General features: G+C 72.2%; 12 protein-coding genes (1 of these 12 cut by a window edge). 8 read left to right on the top strand and 4 right to left on the bottom strand.

Annotated elements, in window-relative coordinates:
- The first annotated feature begins 1 nt into the window (after position 1).
- Entirely contained in the window at positions 2-2,791 is a 2,790-nt protein-coding gene (locus CP978_RS03140) for an ATP-binding protein (RefSeq protein WP_043437297.1), read from the top strand.
- 569 nt (positions 2,792-3,360) lie between these two features.
- Positions 3,361-4,092 carry a LuxR C-terminal-related transcriptional regulator gene (locus CP978_RS03135; RefSeq protein WP_079161981.1) on the top strand — a complete coding sequence of 244 codons (732 nt, stop codon included), beginning with the start codon at positions 3,361-3,363 and terminating at the stop codon, positions 4,090-4,092.
- A 466-nt stretch (positions 4,093-4,558) separates the two neighbouring features.
- On the opposite strand, the gene CP978_RS03130 is transcribed toward CP978_RS03135, so the two are convergent.
- A complete protein-coding gene (locus CP978_RS03130) occupies positions 4,559-5,026 on the bottom strand; it encodes an SRPBCC family protein (RefSeq protein WP_043437295.1) in 468 nt (155 codons plus the stop codon).
- Positions 5,027-5,395: 369 nt separating this feature from the next.
- Between CP978_RS03130 and CP978_RS03125 the strand changes: the two genes are divergently transcribed.
- Positions 5,396-5,740 (top strand): DUF6480 family protein, encoded by a 345-nt coding sequence (locus CP978_RS03125; RefSeq protein WP_052453977.1) that lies wholly within the window; start codon positions 5,396-5,398, stop codon positions 5,738-5,740.
- 99 nt (positions 5,741-5,839) lie between these two features.
- Here the strand turns inward: CP978_RS03125 and CP978_RS03120 are convergent, their stop codons facing one another.
- The gene (locus tag CP978_RS03120) at positions 5,840-6,727 is read right to left on the bottom strand and encodes a LysR substrate-binding domain-containing protein (protein ID WP_043448033.1); all 888 of its coding nucleotides are present in this window, start codon (positions 6,725-6,727) and stop codon (positions 5,840-5,842) included.
- A gap of 84 nt (positions 6,728-6,811) precedes the next feature.
- On the opposite strand from CP978_RS03120, the gene CP978_RS03115 reads away from it, so the two are divergent.
- The 3 genes from CP978_RS03115 to CP978_RS03105 are packed head-to-tail and all read left to right on the top strand — an operon-like array spanning position 6,812 to position 9,368.
- Entirely contained in the window at positions 6,812-8,017 is a 1,206-nt protein-coding gene (locus CP978_RS03115) for a thiolase family protein (RefSeq protein ID WP_043437293.1), read from the top strand.
- Positions 8,014-8,685: a 3-oxoacid CoA-transferase subunit A gene (locus CP978_RS03110; RefSeq protein ID WP_043437291.1), complete on the top strand. Its 672-nt coding sequence runs from the start codon at positions 8,014-8,016 to the stop codon at positions 8,683-8,685. Before CP978_RS03115 ends, CP978_RS03110 begins: the two co-directional genes overlap by 4 nt.
- Positions 8,682-9,368, top strand: coding sequence for a 3-oxoacid CoA-transferase subunit B (locus tag CP978_RS03105; protein ID WP_052453976.1), 687 nt, complete (start codon positions 8,682-8,684; stop codon positions 9,366-9,368). Before CP978_RS03110 ends, CP978_RS03105 begins: the two co-directional genes overlap by 4 nt.
- A 93-nt stretch (positions 9,369-9,461) precedes the next feature.
- On the opposite strand, the gene CP978_RS03100 is transcribed toward CP978_RS03105, so the two are convergent.
- Positions 9,462-11,282, bottom strand: a complete 1,821-nt coding sequence (locus CP978_RS03100) for an ABC transporter ATP-binding protein (RefSeq protein ID WP_043437288.1) — start codon at positions 11,280-11,282, stop codon at positions 9,462-9,464.
- Positions 11,263-12,996, bottom strand: coding sequence for an ABC transporter ATP-binding protein (locus tag CP978_RS03095; RefSeq protein WP_227745305.1), 1,734 nt, complete (start codon positions 12,994-12,996; stop codon positions 11,263-11,265). The genes CP978_RS03100 and CP978_RS03095 overlap by 20 nt, the downstream gene beginning before the upstream one ends.
- Before the next feature lie 301 nt (positions 12,997-13,297).
- Here CP978_RS03095 and CP978_RS03090 point away from each other — a divergent pair, with 301 nt between their 5' ends.
- Positions 13,298-14,332, top strand: a complete 1,035-nt coding sequence (locus CP978_RS03090; protein ID WP_043437283.1) for a GDP-mannose 4,6-dehydratase — start codon at positions 13,298-13,300, stop codon at positions 14,330-14,332.
- Between the two features lie 167 nt (positions 14,333-14,499).
- Positions 14,500-20,825, top strand: partial view of a type I polyketide synthase gene (locus tag CP978_RS03085; RefSeq protein ID WP_150478135.1) — the beginning only. Its footprint extends 22,207 nt past the window's final position; 6,326 of the gene's 28,533 nt are visible here — the first part of the coding sequence; the start codon lies at positions 14,500-14,502; its stop codon lies beyond the right edge, outside the window.

Below are 20,825 nucleotides of genomic sequence, written 5' to 3'. Positions count from 1 at the left end.
GATGCTGCTCGAACGAGGTGCCGAACTCGCGGCGGTGAGACAGGCCCTGTCCGCCGCCGCCGAGGGACGCTCCTCCCATCTGGTGCTGGCCGGCCCCTTCGGCATGGGCCGTTCGACGCTGCTGCACGAACTGCCGCGCTGCGCCGACGAGGGCACGGTGCATGTGATGCGGGCCAACGCCGCTCCGGCGGAACAGGACCTCGCCTACGGTGTGGTGCGCCAGCTGTTCGACAGCCTGCTCACCGCGGCGTCCGGGCCGGACCGGGAACAACTGCTCGCCGACGCGGGAGCGGCCCGGCGGGTGCTCGACGACGATGTGGTGCCCGACCTCGAAGCCCCCGACTGCGCGGTTCTGCGTGATCTGCGGCTGCTGCTGGCCGGGTTGAGCGCCACGGCGCCCCTGCTGATCCTCATCGACGATCTGCAGTGGGCGGACGCCTGCTCGCTGCGCTGGCTCGCCGGTCTCGCGCCGCGCCTGGACGGGCTGCGGATGCTGGTGGTGTGCACCCTGCGGGACGGCGATCCGGGCGCCCGCGACCCCCTGGTGCACGAGGTGGTGAGCACCGCGGTCCGGGTCCTGCGCCCCGTGCCCCTGTCCCCGGCCGCCACCGGGGAACTCGTCGAGGCGTACCTGGGGGACTCCCCCGACGAGGCATTCGTGCGCGCCTGCCACGACCTGTCCCGGGGCCGCCCGCTGTTCCTGCGGTCCATGCTGTCCGAACTCGCCCTCACGGGCTGCCGTCCCCTGGCCGAGAACGCCGGCCTGGTGCGCACGGCCCGCCCCACGCACCTCCGGGACCGGTTACTGAACTGTCTGCTTCTCCAGCCGCGACCGGTCCGGGACGCGGCGGCCGCGATCGCCACCCTGGCCGGGCAGGAGGAGCCCGCGCTTCTCACCCGACTCGCCGGTCTCGACGACGTCGGCTTCACCACGGCGCTGCGTGTGCTGCACCAGCTCGGGCTGACGGCGGAGGAGGACCGGGCGCGCTTCGCCCATCCGGCCGTACGGGAGGCGGTCGAATGCTCGATGAGCGCCGCCGAACGGCAGTGCTGGCACGAGGCCGCCGCCGAGGTCCTGTACGAGAGCGGACTCCCGGCCGAGCAGGTCGCCGCCCAGCTGATGGCGATCCCCACGGCCCGCTACCCCTGGGCCGTGCCGGTGCTGCGCAGCGCGGCGGACGCCGCACGGCGCAGGGGAACACCGGAACCGGCCGCACGGTATCTGCGGCGTGCGCTGCTCGAGGTGGCGGAACAGGACCGCAAGAGGGCCCATCTGCTGGTCGAACTGGCCACCGTCGAGCGGTCCTTCGATCCGCCGGCCGCCGAGTCCCATATCGCCCAGGCCCTTCCCCTGCTGCCCGCAGCCCGTGACCGTGCCGCCGCGGTGCTGCGGCTCTCGCCGTGGGTGACCAGCCCCATGACCCGGTCGGGGAGGGCCCTGTTCAGACGCGCCGCCGACGATCTCAGGGACCCGTACACACGGGACGACCCCGGCGCCGAGGAGGTGCTGCGCCTGGAGGCGAGGCTGCGGTACACGGGTATCGACGACTACGCCCAGCTCGCCGACGCCGTCGAGAGGCTGCGCGCCCTGGAGCCCACGGTCCGGCTGCGCGGGGGCCGGGAGCTGCTGGCGGTGCTGCTGTACGCGGCGACGCTCACCGCGGACGGTCCGTCGGCCGAGGTGGCGCGGCAGGCCCGCACCATCCTCGACTGGGAACCGGCGACCGCCCCCGGCGGCGGTTCGGTGATGCAGCTGGTGATGTTCGCCCTGGTGGGTGCCGACGCCTTGCAGGACGCCGAGTCCTGGCTGAACGCCGCGGCGGGGAGCGGGCCGGGGGACGACGGTGCGATCGATGCCATGGGGCATGCGCGCCAGGCGTTGTTCCATGTCGCGCGCGGTCGGCTGCCCCTGGCCCGGGAGCAGGCGGCGCTGGTCCTCGAAGGGGCCGGCACCATCGGTGAGGAGAGCCGCTGTTTCGTCTACGGGGTGCTGGGCGCACTGGCCCTGTCGGCGCGTGATGTGCAGCTCGGTTCGCGCATCAGGGCCGCGGTGGCCGACCGCACCCTCGCACCGGTCCCGGCCGCACTGCTGGGCCTGCTGCGGATGGCGGAACAGGCCCGGTCGGGCGATGCCGCCGCGGCCCTGGACACCGCCATGGACTGCGGCCGGCAGCTGGAGTGCGCGGGATGGCGCAATCCCGTGCTGTTCCCCTGGCGCCCCTGGGCGATCTCCTTCTCCGATCAGCTCGGCGACCACCATCTGGCCCGGACCCTGGCCGCGGAGGAGTACGCGAGGGCGAGGGAGTGGGGAGCACCGGCGGCCATCGGCCGGGCCCTGCGGTTGCGCGCCCGCACCGACGCGGCGGACGAGCGGGTGGAACTGCTGCGGGAAGCGGTCGCGACACTCCGCGGCTCCGCCAATGAACTGGAACTCTTCATGGCCGTACGGGACTTGGGGCGGATGCTGGGGGACGGCCCGGAGGGCAGGGAGGTACTGCGTGAGGCCGGTGAGCTGGCGGAATCCTGTGGTGTTCCCTGGCTGCCCGGGCCCGTCGCGGCGGAAGGCCGGCCCTCCGCTCCGGCCGTACGCACGGCACTCACCCGTACCGAGAGCCGTGTGGCATCACTGGTTGTCGACGGCCTCACCAATCAGGAAATTGCAAAGGAACTCCAAGTGAGCGCCCGTGCTGTGGAAAAGCACCTCACTAACTCCTATCGTAAACTCGGCATTACAGGCAGACGGGAGCTGGCCGCAGTTCTGCGGGAAATCGAGGAGCACGTTCCCGGCTGAGCGGGCGGGCGTCCCGAACCAACCAGCGATGTGCCCCCTGACCTGCAATTTCTCAACCGTACCGAACCATGGGTGCGGTGACCGGGCGACCGACCGAACCTTTCCCCGCACCCCCACAGAATCGGCGGGAGCGGGCCGGACCGCGTTGACCCGGTCACCGTGGACTCTCTAGAGTTCATACGTGGTTCCAAGGGAAAATAGGGAATTGGACGGCCAGGTGATCCGCGTCCTTCTCGGCTTTCTTTTCCAGGGAGAGGAGAAGGGTGAAGACCTGAAGTACGGGCGAGTTCCCTGACCGTGAAGAACAAGCGAACCTGATTCCGGTTCACCCCTTCCATGAGGACCCACCGCTGCGGAGGCCGACGGTCCGGTGACGGCGACACGAGGTCGCGGTCCGCCAACGTTGTCAGCGGCGAGGCACCGCCCATCGCCGTGCACCGGCATACGCGCTCAGGGCGGGAACGCCCGGGCGCCGTCGTGGCCGAAGCCGTCCGGGCAGCGCCCGGTGCGATCGGGCCCACCGCATGCGGAGTACACCCCCACAGCCCCCCACTGCACGAAGGGCGATCATGCCGCAGGTCATCAACTCAGGACGTGAGAAGGGCTCCGTCGCGTCCACCCCCACCGATCGGGAAAAGAGCCGAGCACGCGACCTTGTCCTCGAGGACGGCAAGGCGCCGGGGACCGAGCTGCTCGGCCGGAGCAGCAGCATCAGCCTGGCCCGTCTCGACCAGGCCCTGACCATCCAGCAGGCAAGCGAGGGATTCTTCTGGCAGTTCGGCGGCTCGTCCGCGGAGCTGTGCGGCCGGACCTTCAGCGACCTGGTCCACCCCAGTGTCCAGCAGCCGCTGATGCGGCAGTTCTCCGGCCTCATCGAGGGCCGGCGCGACCGCTTCGCCACCGATGTCATCGCGGTGGGACGGGACGACGCGACCTTCACCGTCCCCCTGACGGCCCTCATGGTGCGCGGCGGGCTCCCGGACGAGTCCTCGATCCTGGTCATGATGCCCGGCGCGGAAGCCGAGTCGGCCGACTCGGAGGTCGTCAGCGGACGCAGCAAGAAGCTCCTGAGCCCGATCGACGCCCGGATACTCGAAGGCATAGCCTCCGGCCTCTCCACGATCCCGCTCGCCTCACGACTGCATCTGAGCCGGCAGGGCATCGAGTACCACGTGACCTGTCTGCTGCGGAAGCTCCGGGTGCCGAACCGGGCCGCGCTGGTCTCCCGCGCGTACTCCATGGGGGTGTTGAAGGTCGGCGTCTGGCCGCCGAAGGTGGTCCAGGACTTCATCAAGGACTGACGGCACCGGCCGGCCCGACGCCGGGACGGGCGTCACCGGGCGCGGAACACCGTCACCCCTGAGGGCGGACGTGGCCGGCAAGGGCGGCCATGACGACGAAGGGGCGGCGGGACATGACGCGGGTCCCGGGGCGGGGCTCGGACCGGGACCATGCCCGCGGCTTGTGCGGGTCGAGGGGTGCCTCGGCCCGCACAAGCCGCGACGGGCCCGCAACGCGGCGCACGACAGGCCGACTTGCGTGTGCATGGCCGACGCGCTCCTGTCGACCGCGCGGAACGAGGCGGCGCGGAACGAGGCGGCGCCGGGTCGTGCCGGACCGTGAACCGAACCCGGTCGGAGGTGTGCCGGTCGGCCGCCCGGGAGGCGAGCGGTTCGGCGGGCGACCGCCCCGGTACCGGCCGCTCGTGGAGTTCCGCGGGGAGCGTCCGGTGCGAGTGCCGTTGCCGGTCCCGCCGGACCGCCCGGGTCAGCCGGTGCGCTCGACGTGCGCCGCCAAGTGGGCCAGCGAGGACGCGATCCCGGCCTCATGGGCCGCTCGGTCGATGCCGGGCGGCACGTCCTCGGCGGTGACGGTCACCCGGGTCCCGTCGACGACCTCCTCCAGATGCCAGGTCATCGTCATGGTGCCCGCATAGGACGGATCGTCGGCCTCGAACACCGCGCGCTGCACCACGCGTTCCGCCGGCACCAGGTCGGCGAACGCGACGTCCACCACATCCGTCGCGTCCGACGTCTTGCCGGGGCTGCCGGAGGGGGCGAGATAAGTGAGGACCATGCGGAAGCCACCGCCGGGCCTGGGGTCCCACCGTTCGATCGTCCCTCGCATCCCGTCCGGCGGCAGCCACACCTCGAGGGACTCACGCTCGAGGAGGGCGCGGTACACGGCCGCCGGAGGTGCGCCGATCACCCGGTCGGCACGGTCGGTCCTGCTCATCGCTCGATGGTAAGGGGTGCGCCGCCGTCCGTGGGGCGAGGCGGCCCCCGTCGTCGGGCGGATTCGGCCGCGCGCCGGTCCCTCCCTCCTCGCCCGTACCTGACCCAGGCACGCTGGAGACCCGCCGCAGAAGTCCCCGGCCCCGCGTTTTCGGACGTCGAAGCCGTGAAACCCGTCCCTACGTGACCGAGCGGCCCCGGGCGTCCGCCGACGGTGCGAGGCACCGTTCGTCATGCGTCCCACGACAGGCTGCCGAGCGCCGGACCAGGGCGGACGCCACTGTGACCGCTCGGCCGCCCGGGCGAGGACGGCACGGCGGGGCCGGTCTTCCCCGCAGACAGTCTTCGCCGCAGACAAGGGGCTGAGGCCATGAACGCCAAGCATGCATACCGGGGCCGCCGTCCGGACGTCGGCCGCCGGGATCTGCCGTCGTCCGGGGTGACACCGCAGGAGCCGCGCCGACCGGGCACAGGGAACGACGAGGCGGCCGAGGAACCCGCCCGCCCGGTGGAGGGCCTGGCCCTGCCGGAGGACGCCGCCATGGCCCCCGGTGCCACCCCGCCCGCCGAGTCCGGGGTGTCGGCGCTCGGCGCCCCGGAGCGCGAGGCGCTGCGCAGGGGGTGGGCGGTCGCGCCCCTCACCCTGATCTGCATCGTCGTCGCCCTCATCGCCGTCGGTCTGGCGGCGATGGCGGTCGCGTTGGCGACCACCTGACGGGCCCGCCCGGCCGCCGTGCCCACAGCGTGCCGGGGTGGCAGCCCCGGCACAGCTCCGTGGACACGCTCCGGGGGGACGACCGGGGGCCGCCGCTCCTCAGTGGCGCACACAGCTCTCGATGACGTCCGCGACCCGCTCCGTCGCCGGCGCGTTGTGGCCGGTGCGGCGTGCGAGGCCGAGGTCGACGGTCTCCGTCTCGGTGACCGGCAGATAGGTCACGCCGTCGACGCGGAGGCTCTGGACCGACTCTGGGACCAGCGCGACCCCGTGGCCCGCGGCGACGAAGACGACCAGGGTCGAGGTCTCGCCGACCTCGACCAGCGTGGCCGGTTCGAAACCGGCGCGGGCGCAGGCCGCCAGTACCCGTTCGTGCATGGAGGAGCGCTCCCTGGACGGGTGCACCACGAACGGCTCGTCGGCGAGCGCGGCCAGCGGGACCCTGCGGCGGCCCGCGAGCGGATGGTGCGAGGGCAGGACGGCCACCAGCCGCTCGGTGCGCAGCGGGACGACCCGGACCCCGCTGTGTCCGGCGGGGCCCGGCCGGAACAGGGCGAGGTCGTACGCCCCGTCGAGCAGCCCCTCCACCAGCTGTGGCGCCAGCAGCTCGCCGTGCAGCTCCAGGGAGACCGCCGGGAGCTCGGCCCGCACGGTGCGGGCGACCTGCGGCAGCACGTCATAGGTGGCGGTCCCCACGAAGCCGATGGACACCCGCCCGGCGTGGCCGGAGGCCAGCATGGCCATATGGGCCTCCGCCCGTTCCACCTCGGCGAGGATCGACCGTGCGTACGCCGTCAGATCGGCTCCGGCCTCGGTGAGTTCGACGCGCCGGGTGGACCGGGTGAACAGCACGGTGCCCAGGTCGCGCTCCAGCTGCTTGATCTGCTGGGAGAGAGCGGGCTGCGCGATATGCAGACGCGCCGCCGCGCGCCCGAAGTGGCGTTCCTCGACGAGCGCCAGAAAAGAACGGACATGCCGTAGCTCCATGCCCGCCATTTTATAAGTGGCTCTTATCAATCGAGCAATACTCAGTCTTGGACATGATCAAGCCGGTGTACCTACGCTGCGGTCATGGTCGACAGTTATGTGTACGCAGCGGCGAGAACGCCCTTCGGCCGGTTCCGGGGGGCGCTCTCCGACGTCCGGCCCGACGATCTCGCGGCGCTGGCCGTCTCCGGGGTCCTGGCCGGCACCCCGTCCCTGGACCCGGCGGCGATCGGCGATGTGGTCTGGGGAAACGCCAACGGCGCGGGTGAGGACAACCGGAACGTCGGCCGGATGGCCGTCCTGCTGGCCGGGCTGCCGACCTCGGTGCCCGCCACCACCGTCAACCGGCTCTGCGGCTCCTCCCTGGACGCGGCGATCATCGGCTCGCGCGCGATCGAGACGGGCGATACGGACATCGTCCTCACCGGTGGTGTGGAGTCGATGACCCGCGCCCCCTGGGTGCTGCCCAAGCCGTCGCGCGGCTTCCCCGCGGGGGACATGACCGCCGTCTCCACCACCCTGGGCTGGCGGCTGGTCAACGAACGGATGCCCGCGGAGTGGACGGTCTCGCTGGGCGAGGCCAACGAGATGCTGGCCGAGGAGTTCGGCATCTCCCGGGAGCGGCAGGACGAGTTCGCGGCCCGCTCGCACCACCTGGCGGACGAGGCATGGGCGTCGGGCTTCTACGACGACCTGGTGGTGCCCGTCGAGGTGGGCGGCGACGGCGGGCCGTTCTCCCGCGACGAGGGGATCAGGCCGGGATCCACGGCGCGGAAGCTGGCCGGGCTCAAACCGGCCTTCCGACCCGACGGAGTGATCACCGCCGGCAATGCCTCGCCGCTCAACGACGGGGCGTCCGCCGTGCTGCTGGGTTCCCGGGAGGCCTCGTCGCGCATCGGTCTGGCGCCCCAGGCGCGGATCGCCGGCCGCGGGGTGTCCGCCCTGGAACCCCGGATGTTCGGGTTCGCCCCCGTCGAGGCGGCCGGGCGGGCGCTGCGCCGGGCGGGCATCTCCTGGTCCGATGTGTCCGCCGTGGAGCTCAACGAGGCCTTCGCCGTGCAGTCGCTGGCCTGTGTGGACGCCTGGGGGATCGACCCGGGGATCGTGAACGCCAAGGGCGGCGCGATCGCGATCGGCCACCCCCTGGGCGCGTCCGGCGGCCGGCTGCTCGGCACCCTCACGGCCCGGCTGCGCGAGTCGGGCGGCCGGTGGGGCGTCGCCGCGATCTGTATCGGAGTGGGACAGGCGCTGGCCGTCGTCCTGGAGAACGTGACGGAGGACCGAGCGTGAGGGCCCGTATCTGTGCGGACGCCGACGAGGCCGTGGCCGGGATCGAGGACGGCTCGACCGTGCTCGTCGGAGGGTTCGGCATGGCCGGTATGCCGGTCGAACTGATCGACGCCGTCATCCGGCAGGGCGCGAAGGACCTGACCGTGGTGTCCAACAACGCCGGCAACGGCGACACCGGCCTCGCGGCGCTGCTGGCGACCGGCCGGGTACGCAAGATCATCTGCTCCTTCCCCCGGCAGTCCGACTCCTGGGTGTTCGACGGGCTCTACCGCGAGGGACGGATCGAGCTGGACGTGGTGCCGCAGGGCAACCTCGCCGAGCGGATGCGGGCGAGCGGGGCGGGCATCGGCGCCTTCTACTCGCCCACCGGCGTGGGCACCCTCCTCACCGAGGGCAGGGAGACCCGCGAGATCGACGGCCGCACCTATGTCCTGGAGTACCCGATCAAGGGCGATGTGGCGCTGATCGGGGCCCACCGGGCCGACCGGACGGGCAACCTGGTGTACCGCAAGACCGCCCGCAACTTCGGGCCGGTGATGGCGACCGCGGCCGACCTGGTCGTGGCACAGGTTCATGAGATCGTCGAGACCGGTGAGATCGACCCGGAGGCCGTCGTGACCCCGAGCATCTATGTCGACCGCGTCGTGCGGGCGGTGTCGGCCGCATGACCACGACCACATCCCTGGTGGAGGACCTCGACCGGGGGCAGCTGAACAAGGACGAACTGGCCGCCGTGGTGGCGCGGGACATCCCGCACGGCTCCTTCGTCAATCTGGGCATCGGCCAGCCGACGCTGGTCGCGGACCATCTCGCCGAGGACGCGGAGGTGGTGCTGCACACCGAGAACGGAATGCTCAACATGGGTCCCGCGGCCCGGCCGGGGGAGGAGGACCCCGATCTGACCAACGCGGGGAAGACACCGGTCACCGAACTCCCGGGAGCGGCCTACTTCCACCACGCCGACTCCTTCGCCATGATGCGCGGCGGCCACCTCGACATCTGTGTGCTCGGCGCGTTCCAGGTGTCGGCCGCCGGGGACCTGGCCAACTGGCACACCGGCGCGCCCGGCGCCATCCCGGCCGTCGGGGGCGCGATGGACCTCGCCACCGGCGCCAAGAAGGTGTTCGTGATGATGAACCTCTTCGCGAAGAACGGCTCGCCCAAGCTGGTCCCGCGGTGCACCTATCCGCTGACCGGGCTGGGCTGCGTCGACCGTGTCTACACCGAGTTCGCCACCTTCCGCGTGGGCCGCGAGGGCGTCACCGTCCTGGAGACCTTCGGCATCACCTTCGACGACCTCGCGGCACGCCTCGACCTTCCTCTCGAGCGGGCGAACGGCACAGTGGCGTAGTCCCGTTGACGGGGTCGCGACCTCATGGCGGCCGCCGGCGGACGACGGCTCTCCGGCGGCTCTCCGGCGGACGGGCAGGTCGCCCGCCGCCGGTCAGCCGACCGTCACATCGGCGGCGGGCGCGTCGGCGCGGGCGGCGTGCAGCCGGGCGTAGGCTCCCTGGGCGTCGATGAGCTGGTCATGGGTGCCCTGCTCGACGATCCGGCCGGACTCCATCACGACGATGACATCGGCGTCCCTGATGGTGGACAGACGGTGCGCGATCACAAAGCTCGTCCGGCCCGCCCGCAGGGTATTCATGGCCCGCTGGATCAGCAGCTCGGTACGGGTGTCCACGGAGCTGGTCGCCTCGTCCAGGACGAGCACGGCCGGCCGGGCGAGGAACGCCCTCGCGACCGTGATCAGCTGCTTCTCCCCGGCGCTGACACCGCCCGACTCGTCGTCCAGGACCGTGTCGTACCCCTGCGACAGGGTGCGGATGAACCGGTCGGCGTAGGTCGCGCGGGCCGCCTCCACGATGTCGGCGCGGGTCGCGCCCGGGGACCCGTAGGCGATGTTCTCGGCGATCGTGCCCTTGAACAGCCAGGTGTCCTGGAGGACGAGGCCGAAGCGGGACCGCAGGTCGTCGCGGTTCATCGCGGCGGTGTCGGTGCCGTCCAGCAGGATGCGGCCCGAGTCGATCTCGTAGAAGCGCATCAGCAGATTGGCGACCGTGGTCTTGCCGGCGCCGCTCGGTCCGACGACCGCCACCGTGCTGCCGGGTTCCACGGACAGCGAAAGACCCTCGATGAGCGGGGTGTCGGGGGAGTAGCGGAACGACACGTCCTGGAACTCCACCCGGCCCTCGACGCGTTCCACCGCGAGCGGGCGGTCCGGCTCGGGCTCCTGCTCCGGCGCGTCCAGCAGCGTGAACACCCGCTGCGCGGAGGCCACCCCGGACTGGAGGCGGCCCGCGACCGAGGCGATCTCCACGATCGGCTGGCTGAACTGCCGTGCGTACAGGATGAACGCCTGCACATCGCCCAGCGTCAGTGAGCCGTTGACGACCTTCCAGGCGCCGACGACGGCGACCGCGACATAGCCGAGGTTGGCGACGAACATCATCACGGGCTCGATCGCGCCGGACGCGAACTGCGCCCCCGAACCGGCCCGGTACACCGCCTCGTTGCGCTCGTCGAAGCGCTGCTCGGCCTCCGCCCGCCGGTCGAAGGCCTTGACCAGCGCGTGCCCGGCGCACATCTCCTCGACATGCGCGGTCAGCTTGCCGCTCGCGGACCACTGGGCCGCGTACTGCGGCTGGGCCCGCTTGCTGATCCAGGCGGCGAGCAGCCCCGACACCGGGACGCTCAGCAGCATCACCCCGGCCAGCGAGGGCGAGATGATCAGCATCAGGGACAACATGATGACCAGCGAGAACACCGAGCTGATCAGATCGGTCAGGGTCTGCTGGAGGGTCTGCTGGAGGTTGTCGACGTCGTCCGTGCCGCGGCTGAGCGTCTCGCCCGCCGGCTTCCGGTCGAAGTAGCGCAGCGGCAGCCGCGCCAGCTTCTCCTGCGCCCGGTGCCGCAGGTCGTGGATGAGCAGGCGGACCACCGAGGCCACCAGCCAGTTCTGGACCAGCATGAACACCGATGCCACCACATACAGCACCAGCAGGATCATCAGCAGTCTGCCGAGCGCCCCGAAGTCGACGCCCGGGGCCGGTCCGCCGTGCCCGAGGACGCCGTCGGCGATCAGGTCGGTGACCCGGCCCAGCAGCAGCGGGCCGAAGGCGTTGAGGAGGATGCCGACGACACCCGCCGTGAGGGCGAGGCCCACCGACCGGCGGTGCGGGCGCAGCAGAGCGGCGAGCCGGCGGACCGGCTGCTCCGACTCCCGCTCCTCTTCGTGCTCCTCAGGAACGTCCGGCGCCATGAGCGGTTTCCTCTCGGGTGCGCTGGGAGAGCGCGATCTCGCGGTAGGTGGGACTGTCGCGCAGCAGCGCGTCATGGGTGCCGGTGGCGGCGATGCCGCCCTGGTCCAGGAGGACGATCCGGTCGGCGTCGCGCACGGAGGCGACGCGCTGCGCCACGGTGATCACGGTGGCGCCCTCGGTGTAGGGCACCAGGGCCTTCCGTAGCGCCGCCTCCGTGCTCTGGTCGAGCGCCGAGAAGGAGTCGTCGAAGAGATAGATGGCGGGGCGGCGCAGCAGCGCCCGTGCGATCGCCAGCCGCTGGCGCTGACCGCCGGAGACGGTGGTGCCGCCCTGAGCGATCTCCGTGTCGAGGCCGCCGAGCCGGGTCACGAAGCCGTCCGCCTGGGCGATCCGCAGCACCTCCCACAGCTCCTCGTCCGTGGCGTCCGGCCGGCCGAAGCGCAGATTGCTCGCGACGGTCCCGGCGAACAGATACGGACGCTGCGGCACATAGCCCACGGCGGCGGCCAGCACCGACGGGTCCAGTTCGCGCACATCGGTGCCGCCGATCCGCACCTCGCCCGCGGTGACGTCGACCAGCCGCAGGATCAGATGCAGCAGCGTGGTCTTGCCGGAGCCGGTGCTGCCGAGGACCGCGACCCGCTCACCGGGCCGCAGCGTCAGCGACAGATCCCGCAGCACGGCGTTCTCGGCACCTGGGTAGCGGAACTCGGCGCCCACCAGCTCGACCTGCCCGGCGGGACCCGCCATGGGCCGCGGCGAGGCGGGCGGGACGACATCGGTCTCCGCCTGGAGGACCTCCGTGATCCGCTCCGCGCACACCCGGGCCCGCGGCACGTTCAGGAACACGAAGGCGAGCATCACCACGGACATCAGGATGAGCGACAGATAGCTGAGGAAGGCGCTGAGCGCACCGATCTGCATGCTGCCCGAGTCGATCCGGCGGGCCCCCACCCACAGCAGCCCCAGGGTGAAGAGGTTCATCAGCAGCAGCACCGACGGCAGCATCACCGCGATGAGCCGGCCCACCCCCAGGGACAGGCCGAGGAGTTCCTCGTTGGTGCGGGTGAAGCGCTCGCCCTCATGGGCGTCGCGGGCGAAGGAACGCACCACACGCACCCCGGTGATGCGCTCCCGCAGCAGTCGCCCGATACGGTCCAGCGTCTGCTGGAGCCGGGCGTACAGCGCGGCCATCCGGGACAGCAGCAGACCGAAGCAGACGGCCACCACCAGCACCATCGGGACCAGGATCAGGGCCAGCGTCACATCCTGGCGCAGCGCGAGCAGCACACTGCCCAGGCACATCAGGGGAGCCGCCACGAAGATGCCGAGGCCGGACTGGGCGAGGTTCTGCACCTGCTGGACGTCGTTCACCGAACGGGTCAGCAGGGACGGAGTGCCGAACCGGCCGATCTCACGGGCGGAGAAGTCCAGCACCCGGCGGAAGACCGCGGACCGCAGATCCCGGCCGAGAGCGGTGGAGGTGCGTGCGCCCAGCGCCGCGGCACCCAGCGCCGCGGCGATCTGCACCAGCGCCACCACGGCCATCGTGGCGCCGATGGTGCCGATGCGGTCGCTGTCGTGGCGGACGACTCCCTCGTCGATGAGTGCGGCGCCCAGCGTCGGCAGCAGCAGCGTGCCGAGGATCTGCACCAGATGCAAAACGACCAGAGCGACAACGGACCCGGCATAGGGGCGCAGTTGTGTGCGCATGAGTCTCAACAGCACGGAATGACACCCCGGTTGACGGCGGCCCGCAGCCGCCCGTTGGAACGGAGTCGGCCAGCGCACCGACGGGGCCATTGGACCCCGCACCGCACCCGGATTTCCCTAGTGTTCGCCGCCGTCGCGTCGGCCGCCCGGGAATTCCCTAGTAAGTTCGAGAAACGTTGACATTGACTTCCGTCGCTTGGGAGCGTGCCGGTGTCTATCGTCCGGACAGCTTTCTCGAAGCCAGGTCGTCGACCGAGCGCAGCGTTTGGACGGTCTCTTCGTGGTCTGAGATGGGGATGGAATGCCCAAGCGCGCACTGATCACCGGAATTACCGGCCAGGACGGGTCCTATCTGGCGGAGCACCTGCTGTCGCAGGGGTACCAGGTGTGGGGTCTCATCCGTGGCCAGGCCAACCCACGCAAGTTCCGGGTGAGCCGGCTCGCCTCCGAACTCTCCTTCGTCGACGGTGACCTCATGGACCAGGGCAGCCTGGTCTCGGCGGTCGACAAGGTACAGCCGGACGAGGTGTACAACCTCGGCGCGATCTCGTTCGTGCCGATGTCCTGGCAGCAGGCCGAGCTGGTCACCGAGGTGAACGGCATGGGCGTGCTGCGGGTCCTGGAGGCCATCCGCATGGTGAGCGGACTGAGCATGTCCCGCACCGCGGGCACCGAGGGCCAGATCCGTTTCTACCAGGCGTCCTCCTCGGAGATGTTCGGCAAGGTCGCCGAGACGCCGCAGCGGGAGACCACGCTCTTCCACCCGCGCAGCCCCTACGGCGCGGCCAAGGCGTACGGTCACTTCATCACCCGCAACTACCGTGAGTCCTTCGGCATGTACGCGGTCTCCGGGATGCTGTTCAACCATGAATCGCCCCGCCGTGGCCAGGAGTTCGTGACCCGCAAGATCTCCCTCGCGGTCGCCCGCATCAAGCTGGGGCTCCAGGACAAGCTGGCCCTCGGCAACATGGACGCGGTCCGCGACTGGGGTTACGCGGGCGACTACGTCCGCGCCATGCATCTGATGCTCCAGCAGGACGCCCCCGACGACTATGTGATCGGCACCGGGGAGATGCACACCGTGCGCGACGCGGTCCGCTTCGCCTTCGAGCACGTGGGCCTCGACTGGAAGGACTACGTCGTCGTCGACCCCGACCTCGTGCGGCCCGCCGAGGTCGAGGTGCTGTGCGCCGACAGCTCCAAGGCACAGGCCCAGCTGGGCTGGAAGCCGAGCGTCGATTTCCAGGAACTCATGCGGATGATGGTCGACGCCGACCTCGCGTCCGTTTCCCGGCAGAACGAACTCGACGACCTTCTGCTGGCACACAGCTGGTAACGGGCGAAAGCCCCTCCAAGTACTAGGGATTTCCTGCCGGACCTCCGGCCACACTCGCCTCATGGCTTCTCCTGCCTGGGAGAGCCATGTGGCGAGTCGGTGTTCTGCGGCATGGTGCAGAGATTTCGGCGATGCGGTACGGCCGTCGGCCGTCGGGATGGGTTGAGATGGACAACGAACAGAAGCTCCGGGATTACCTCAAGCTTGCGACGGCCGATCTGCGACGCGCCCGGCGGCGTGTGGGCGAGCTGGAGTCGGCGTCCCAGGAACCGATCGCCATCGTCGGTATGACCTGCCGCTACCCAGGCGGCGTCAGCAGCCCCGAGGACCTGTGGCGGATGGTGGAGGCCGGCGAGAACGGCGTCACCCCGTTCCCCACCGACCGCGGCTGGGACCTGGAGGCGCTCGCCTCCTCGCCGACCTCCCGGGGCGGATTCCTCCATGACGCGCCCGAGTTCGACGCGGACTTCTTCGGCATCTCGCCGCGCGAGGCGGTCGCCATGGACCCGCAGCAGCGGGTCGTCCTGGAGTCCGCCTGGGAGGCGTTCGAGCGCGCCGGCATCAACCCCACCTCCGTCAAGGGCAGCCGTACCGGCGTCTTCATCGGCGCCATGGCCCAGGACTACCGGGTCGGTCCCGCCGACGGCGCCGAGGGCTTCCAGCTCACCGGCAACACCGGCAGCGTGCTGTCCGGCCGTATCTCGTACACCTTCGGCACGGTCGGTCCCGCGGTCACCGTCGACACCGCCTGCTCCTCCTCCCTGGTCGCCGTCCACCTCGCCACCCAGGCGCTGCGCGCGGGTGAGTGCACCCTCGCCCTCGCGGGCGGCGTCACCGTCATGTCGGGCCCCGGCACCTTCATCGAGATGGGCCGCCAGGGCGGACTGTCCGTCGACGGCCGCTGCCGCTCCTTCGGCGACACCGCCGACGGCACCGGCTGGGCCGAGGGCGTCGGCATCCTCGTCCTGGAGCGGCTGTCCGACGCGATCCGCAACGGCCGCGAGATCCTCGCCGTGGTCCGCGGCACCGCCGTCAACCAGGACGGCGCCTCCAACGGGCTCACCGCCCCCAACGGCCCGTCGCAGCAGGCCGTCATCGAGCAGGCCCTCGTCAACGCCCGGCTCTCCGCGGGCGATATCGACGTCGTCGAGGCGCACGGCACCGGCACCACCCTCGGCGACCCCGTCGAGGCGCAGGCGCTGCTCGCCACCTACGGTCAGCAGCGCGACGAGGACAAGCCGCTGCTGCTCGGCTCGGTGAAGTCCAACATCAGCCACACCCAGGCCGCCGCCGGTGTCGCCGGTGTCATCAAGATGGTCATGGCGATGCGGCATGGGGTGCTGCCCCGCACCCTCCTCGCCGACGAGCCCACCCGCCACGTCGACTGGTCCCAGGGCGCCGTCCGCGTCCTCACCGAGAACACCGAATGGCCCGCCACCGGCGCCCCCCGCCGCGCGGCCGTCTCCTCCTTCGGCATCAGCGGCACCAACGCCCACACCATCGTCGAGCAGGCCCCCGAGCCGGAGCCCGCCGACCCCGAGGACGACGCCCCGAGCACCCCGGCCGCCGTCACCGGCGTGCTGCCCGTGCTGCTCTCCGGCCGGAGCCCCGAGGTGCTGCGCGCCCAGGCCGCCGCCCTGCTCACCACCCTCGGCACCGGCACCCCGCCCGCGCCGGCGGACCTCGCCTACTCGCTCGCCACCACCCGCACCGCTTTCGAGCACCGGGCCGTGCTGCTCGCCTCGGACCTGCCCGAGCTGACCGGGCGGCTCACCGCGATCGCCGAGGGCACCGATCCGGCCGTCCTGGCCGACACCGTCACCGGCACCGCGAGAACCGAGACCCGCCTCGCCGTCCTGTTCACCGGGCAGGGCGCCCAGCGTCTCGGCGCCGGCCGTGAACTCGCCGCCCGCTTCCCGGTGTTCGCCGCCGCCCTGGACGCCGCCCTCGACGCCTTCACCCCCCACCTGGACGTGCCGCTGCGCGAGGTGCTGTGGGGCGAGGACGCCGACCGCCTGGACCGCACCGAGTACGCACAGCCCGCGCTGTTCGCCGTCGAGGTCGCCCTCTACCGTCTGCTGGAGTCCTTCGAGGTCAAGCCGGACCACCTGGCCGGCCACTCGGTGGGCGAGATCGCCGCCGCGCATGTCGCCGGAGTGTTCTCCCTCGACGACGCGGCCACCCTGGTCGCCGCCCGCGGCCGTCTCATGCAGGCGCTGCCCGAGGGCGGCGCCATGGTCGCCGTGCAGGCGAGCGAGGACGAGGTCGCCCCGCTGCTCGCCGGCCACGAGGACCTGGTGTCCCTCGCCGCCGTCAACGGCCCCTCCGCCGTCGTCCTCTCCGGGGACGAGACCACCGTCACCGAGCTGGCGGCCCGCCTGGCCGCCGACGGACGCAAGACGAGCAGGCTGCGTGTCTCGCACGCCTTCCACTCGCCGCTGATGGCCCCGATGCTCGACGAGTTCCGGAACGTCGTCGAGGGCCTCACCCTGCACAGCCCGCTGCTGCCCGTCGTCTCCGACGTCACCGGAGAGCCGGCCACCGTCGCCCAGCTCACCTCCCCCGACTACTGGGTCGACCATGTCCGTCAGGCCGTCCGCTTCGCCGACGGCATCGACTGGCTCGCCCGGCACGATGTCACCGCCTTCCTCGAACTCGGCCCCGACAGCGTGCTGTCCGCCATGGCGCAGAACTGCCTGGACGCCGCAGGATCCGACGCCCTCACCGTGCCCGCACTGCGCGAGGGCCGCCCCGAGGACCACACCTTCACCGCCGCGCTCGCCGCGCTGCACACCCAGGGCACCGCGCTGCACTGGGACGCCTGCTTCACCGGCACCGGAGCCCGCCGCACCGACCTGCCGACGTACACCTTCCAGCGCCGCCGCTACTGGCCGCGCGCCGTCCAGGGCGGCGCCGCCGACCTGCGCTCCGTCGGACTCGGCGCCGCCCACCACCCGCTGCTGTCCGCCGCGGTCTCCCTCGCCGACTCCGAGGGCGCCCTGCTGACCGGCCGGATCTCCCTGCTCAGCCACCCGTGGCTCGCCGACCACACCGTCCGCGGCGCCACCCTGCTGCCCGGCACCGCCTTCCTGGAGCTGGCCGTCCGCGCCGGCGACGAGGTCGGCTGCGACCGCGTCGACGAACTGACCCTGGCCGCACCGCTCGTCCTGCCCGAGCAGGGCGGCGTCCAGGTGCAGCTGTGGATCGGCAACCCGGACGCGTCCGGCCGCCGCAGCGTCACCGTCTACGGCCGCCCCGACGCCGACGAGGACGCCCCCTGGACGTCCCACGCCACCGGTGTGCTCTCCGCCTCCCGCACCACCAGCGACTTCGACGCCACCGTCTGGCCCCCGGCCGACGCCGAGACCCTCCCCGTGGACGGCCTCTACGAGCGGCTCGCCGAGGGCGGCTTCGGCTACGGCCCGCTCTTCCAGGGCCTGCGGGCCGCCTGGCGCCGCGGCGACGAGGTGTTCGCCGAGGTCGTGCTGCCCGAGTCCGGCCACACCGACGCCGAGTCCTTCGGACTGCACCCCGCGCTCCTCGACTCCGCCCTGCACGCGGCGTCGTTCGTCGACCTCGACGAGCGCGCCGCCGGCGGACTGCCCTTCTCCTGGGAGGGCGTCAGCCTGCACGCGAGCGGTGCCACCACCCTGCGGGTGCGGCTGGCCCCGGCCGCCGGTGACGCCGTCGCGATCGCCGTCGCCGACGACTCCGGACAGCTCGTCCTGTCCGCCGACTCGCTGATCCTGCGCGCCGTCGCGGCCCGCGAGATCGACGCCGCCGCCGCGCTGGTCCGCGACGCGCTGTTCCGCCTCGACTGGGTGCCCGTCACGGCCGTCGCCGCCTCCGGCACCGCCGCGGCACTGGTCGGCGAGGACCCCTTCGGCCTGCGCGCCCTGCCCCAGTTCGGCGACCTCGCCGTCCACCCGGATCTCGCGGATCTGGCCGCCGCCGACGGCGCTGTCCCGGACACCGTGCTGCTGCCGCTCACCGGCACCGGACCCGACGCCGACCCGGTCACCGCCGCACACCGCGCCGCCACCGAGGCCCTCGCCGCCGTCCGGACCTGGCTCGAGCAGGACGAGCGGTTCGCCGCCTCCCGGCTCGCCCTGGTCACCCGGGGCGCGACCACCGGCCACGACCCGGCCGCCGCCGCGGTCTGGGGCCTGGTGCGCTCCGCCCAGTCCGAGAACCCCGGCCGCTTCCTCCTCGTCGACCTCGACGCCGACCAGGACACCCCCGCGCTCCCGGCCGCCGCGCTCACCTCCGAGGAGCCGCAGCTCGCCGTGCGCGGCGAGGAGCTCCGCGCCGCCCGTCTGGTCCGCCGTCCCGCTTCCACCGCCGAGGCCGTTCCCGCCTTCGGTGGGGAGGGTGCGGTGTTGGTGACGGGTGGTACCGGTGGTCTGGGTGCGGTGCTGGCGCGTCATCTGGTGGCCGAGCACGGTGTGCGTGAGCTGGTTCTGGTCAGTCGTCGTGGTGGTGCGGCGGCGGGTGCGGCCGAGCTGGTCGCGGAGCTGGCGGAGTCGGGTGCGCGGGCGACGGTGGTGGCCTGTGATGTGACGGACCGTGCGGCGGTGGCCGAGCTGGTGGCCGCGCATCCGGTGTCGGCGGTGGTGCACTCCGCCGGTGTCCTGGACGACGGCATGGTCGGCACGCTGACCCCCGAACGCCTCACCACCGTGCTCCGTCCCAAGGTGGACGCGGCCTGGAACCTCCATGAGGCCACCCGCGACCTGGACCTGAAGGCCTTTGTGCTGTTCTCGTCGGTCGCCGGCGTCCTGGGCAGCCCCGGTCAGGCCAACTACGCCGCAGGCAACGCCTTCCTGGACGCCCTCGCGGCCCACCGCCGGGCCGCGGGCCTGCCGGGTCTGTCGCTGGCCTGGGGCCCCTGGGAGCAGACCGGCGGCATGACCGGCGGCATCTCCGAGGACGACCTGCGCCGCATGGCCCGCGCCGGAACTCCGGCCCTCACCGTCGAGCAGGGCCTCGCCCTCCTCGACGCCGCCCTCGACGGCGACGACGCCGCGCTCGCCCCCGTCCGCCTGGACCTCTCCGTCCTGCGGGCCCAGGGCGAAGTGCCGCCGCTGCTGCGCTCCCTGATCCGCGGCCGCTCCCGCCGTGCCGCCGTCGCCGGGTCCGCCACCGCCGGCGGGCTCGCCCAGCGTCTGGCCCGCCTGGACGCCGAGAGCCGCGACGAACTGGTCCTGGACCTCGTCCGCGGCCAGGTCGCCCTCGTCCTCGGTCACGCCACCGGCGCCGAGATCGACGCCGGCCGCGCCTTCCGTGAGCTGGGCTTCGACTCCCTCACCGCCGTCGAGCTGCGCAACCGCCTGAACACGGTCACCGGACTGCGCCTGCCCGCCACCCTGGTCTTCGACTACCCGACGGTCAGCCACCTCGCCTCCTATGTCCTGGACGAGCTTCTCGGCACCGAGGTCGAGGCGGAGGTCGTGCAGCGCGGCACGGCGGCCGTGGCGGACGATCCGATCGTGATCGTGGGCATGGCCTGCCGCTATCCGGGCGGGGTCACCTCGCCGGAGGACCTGTGGCGCCTGGTCACCGAGGGCACGGACGCCGTCTCCGGCTTCCCCGTCAACCGTGGCTGGGACGTGGAGAACCTCTACCACCCGGACCCCGACCACCCCGGCACCGCCTACACGCGTTCCGGTGGTTTCCTGCACGAGGCGGGGGAGTTCGACCCCGGCTTCTTCGGTATGAGCCCCCGTGAGGCGCTGGCGACGGACTCGCAGCAGCGTCTGCTCCTCGAGGCGTCCTGGGAGGCGATCGAGCGGGCCGGGATCGATCCGGTCGGTCTGCGGGGCAGTGCGACCGGTGTGTTCGCCGGTGTGATGTACAGCGACTACAGCGCGATGCTGGGAAGCCCCGAGTTCGAGGGCTTCCAGGGCAGCGGCAGCTCTCCGAGTCTCGCCTCGGGCCGCGTCTCCTACACGCTGGGCCTGGAGGGTCCGGCGGTCACGGTGGACACCGCGTGCTCCTCGTCGCTGGTGGCGATGCACTGGGCGATGCAGGCCCTGCGCTCGGGTGAGATCTCGCTCGCCCTGGCCGGCGGTGTGACCGTGATGTCCACGCCCGCCGTGTTCGTGGACTTCGCGCGGCAGCGGGGTCTGTCGCCCGACGGCCGCTGCAAGGCGTTCTCGGACTCGGCCGATGGTGTGGGCTGGTCCGAGGGTGTCGGCATGCTGGTGCTGGAGCGGCAGTCCGACGCGATCCGCAACGGCCACCAGATCCTCGCGGTCGTCCGCGGTTCGGCCGTCAACCAGGACGGCGCCTCCAACGGCCTCACCGCCCCCAACGGCCCGTCCCAGCAGCGCGTCATCCGCCAGGCCCTCGCCAGTGGTGGGCTCTCGGCGGGCGACGTGGATGTCGTCGAGGCGCACGGTACGGGTACCACCCTGGGTGACCCGATCGAGGCGCAGGCGCTCCTGGCGACCTACGGCCGGGACCGTGACCCGGAGCAGCCGCTGCTGCTGGG

Source organism: Streptomyces nodosus, from assembly GCF_008704995.1.
Taxonomy (GTDB): domain Bacteria; phylum Actinomycetota; class Actinomycetes; order Streptomycetales; family Streptomycetaceae; genus Streptomyces; species Streptomyces nodosus.
This window is presented reverse-complemented; position numbering and strand designations above follow the sequence as displayed.

What these genes read in the sequence shown, in the direction of transcription:
- CP978_RS03140 (WP_043437297.1), top strand. Translation starts at nt 2, where the DNA reads ATGCTGCTCGAACGAGGTGCCGAACTCGCGGCGGTGAGACAGGCCCTG.
- CP978_RS03135 (WP_079161981.1), top strand. Translation starts at nt 3,361, where the DNA reads ATGCCGCAGGTCATCAACTCAGGACGTGAGAAGGGCTCCGTCGCGTCC.
- CP978_RS03130 (WP_043437295.1), bottom strand. Translation starts at nt 5,026, where the DNA reads ATGAGCAGGACCGACCGTGCCGACCGGGTGATCGGCGCACCTCCGGCG.
- CP978_RS03125 (WP_052453977.1), top strand. Translation starts at nt 5,396, where the DNA reads ATGAACGCCAAGCATGCATACCGGGGCCGCCGTCCGGACGTCGGCCGC.
- CP978_RS03120 (WP_043448033.1), bottom strand. Translation starts at nt 6,727, where the DNA reads ATGGAGCTACGGCATGTCCGTTCTTTTCTGGCGCTCGTCGAGGAACGC.
- CP978_RS03115 (WP_043437293.1), top strand. Translation starts at nt 6,812, where the DNA reads ATGGTCGACAGTTATGTGTACGCAGCGGCGAGAACGCCCTTCGGCCGG.
- CP978_RS03105 (WP_052453976.1), top strand. Translation starts at nt 8,682, where the DNA reads ATGACCACGACCACATCCCTGGTGGAGGACCTCGACCGGGGGCAGCTG.
- CP978_RS03100 (WP_043437288.1), bottom strand. Translation starts at nt 11,282, where the DNA reads ATGGCGCCGGACGTTCCTGAGGAGCACGAAGAGGAGCGGGAGTCGGAG.
- CP978_RS03095 (WP_227745305.1), bottom strand. Translation starts at nt 12,996, where the DNA reads ATGCGCACACAACTGCGCCCCTATGCCGGGTCCGTTGTCGCTCTGGTC.
- CP978_RS03090 (WP_043437283.1), top strand. Translation starts at nt 13,298, where the DNA reads ATGCCCAAGCGCGCACTGATCACCGGAATTACCGGCCAGGACGGGTCC.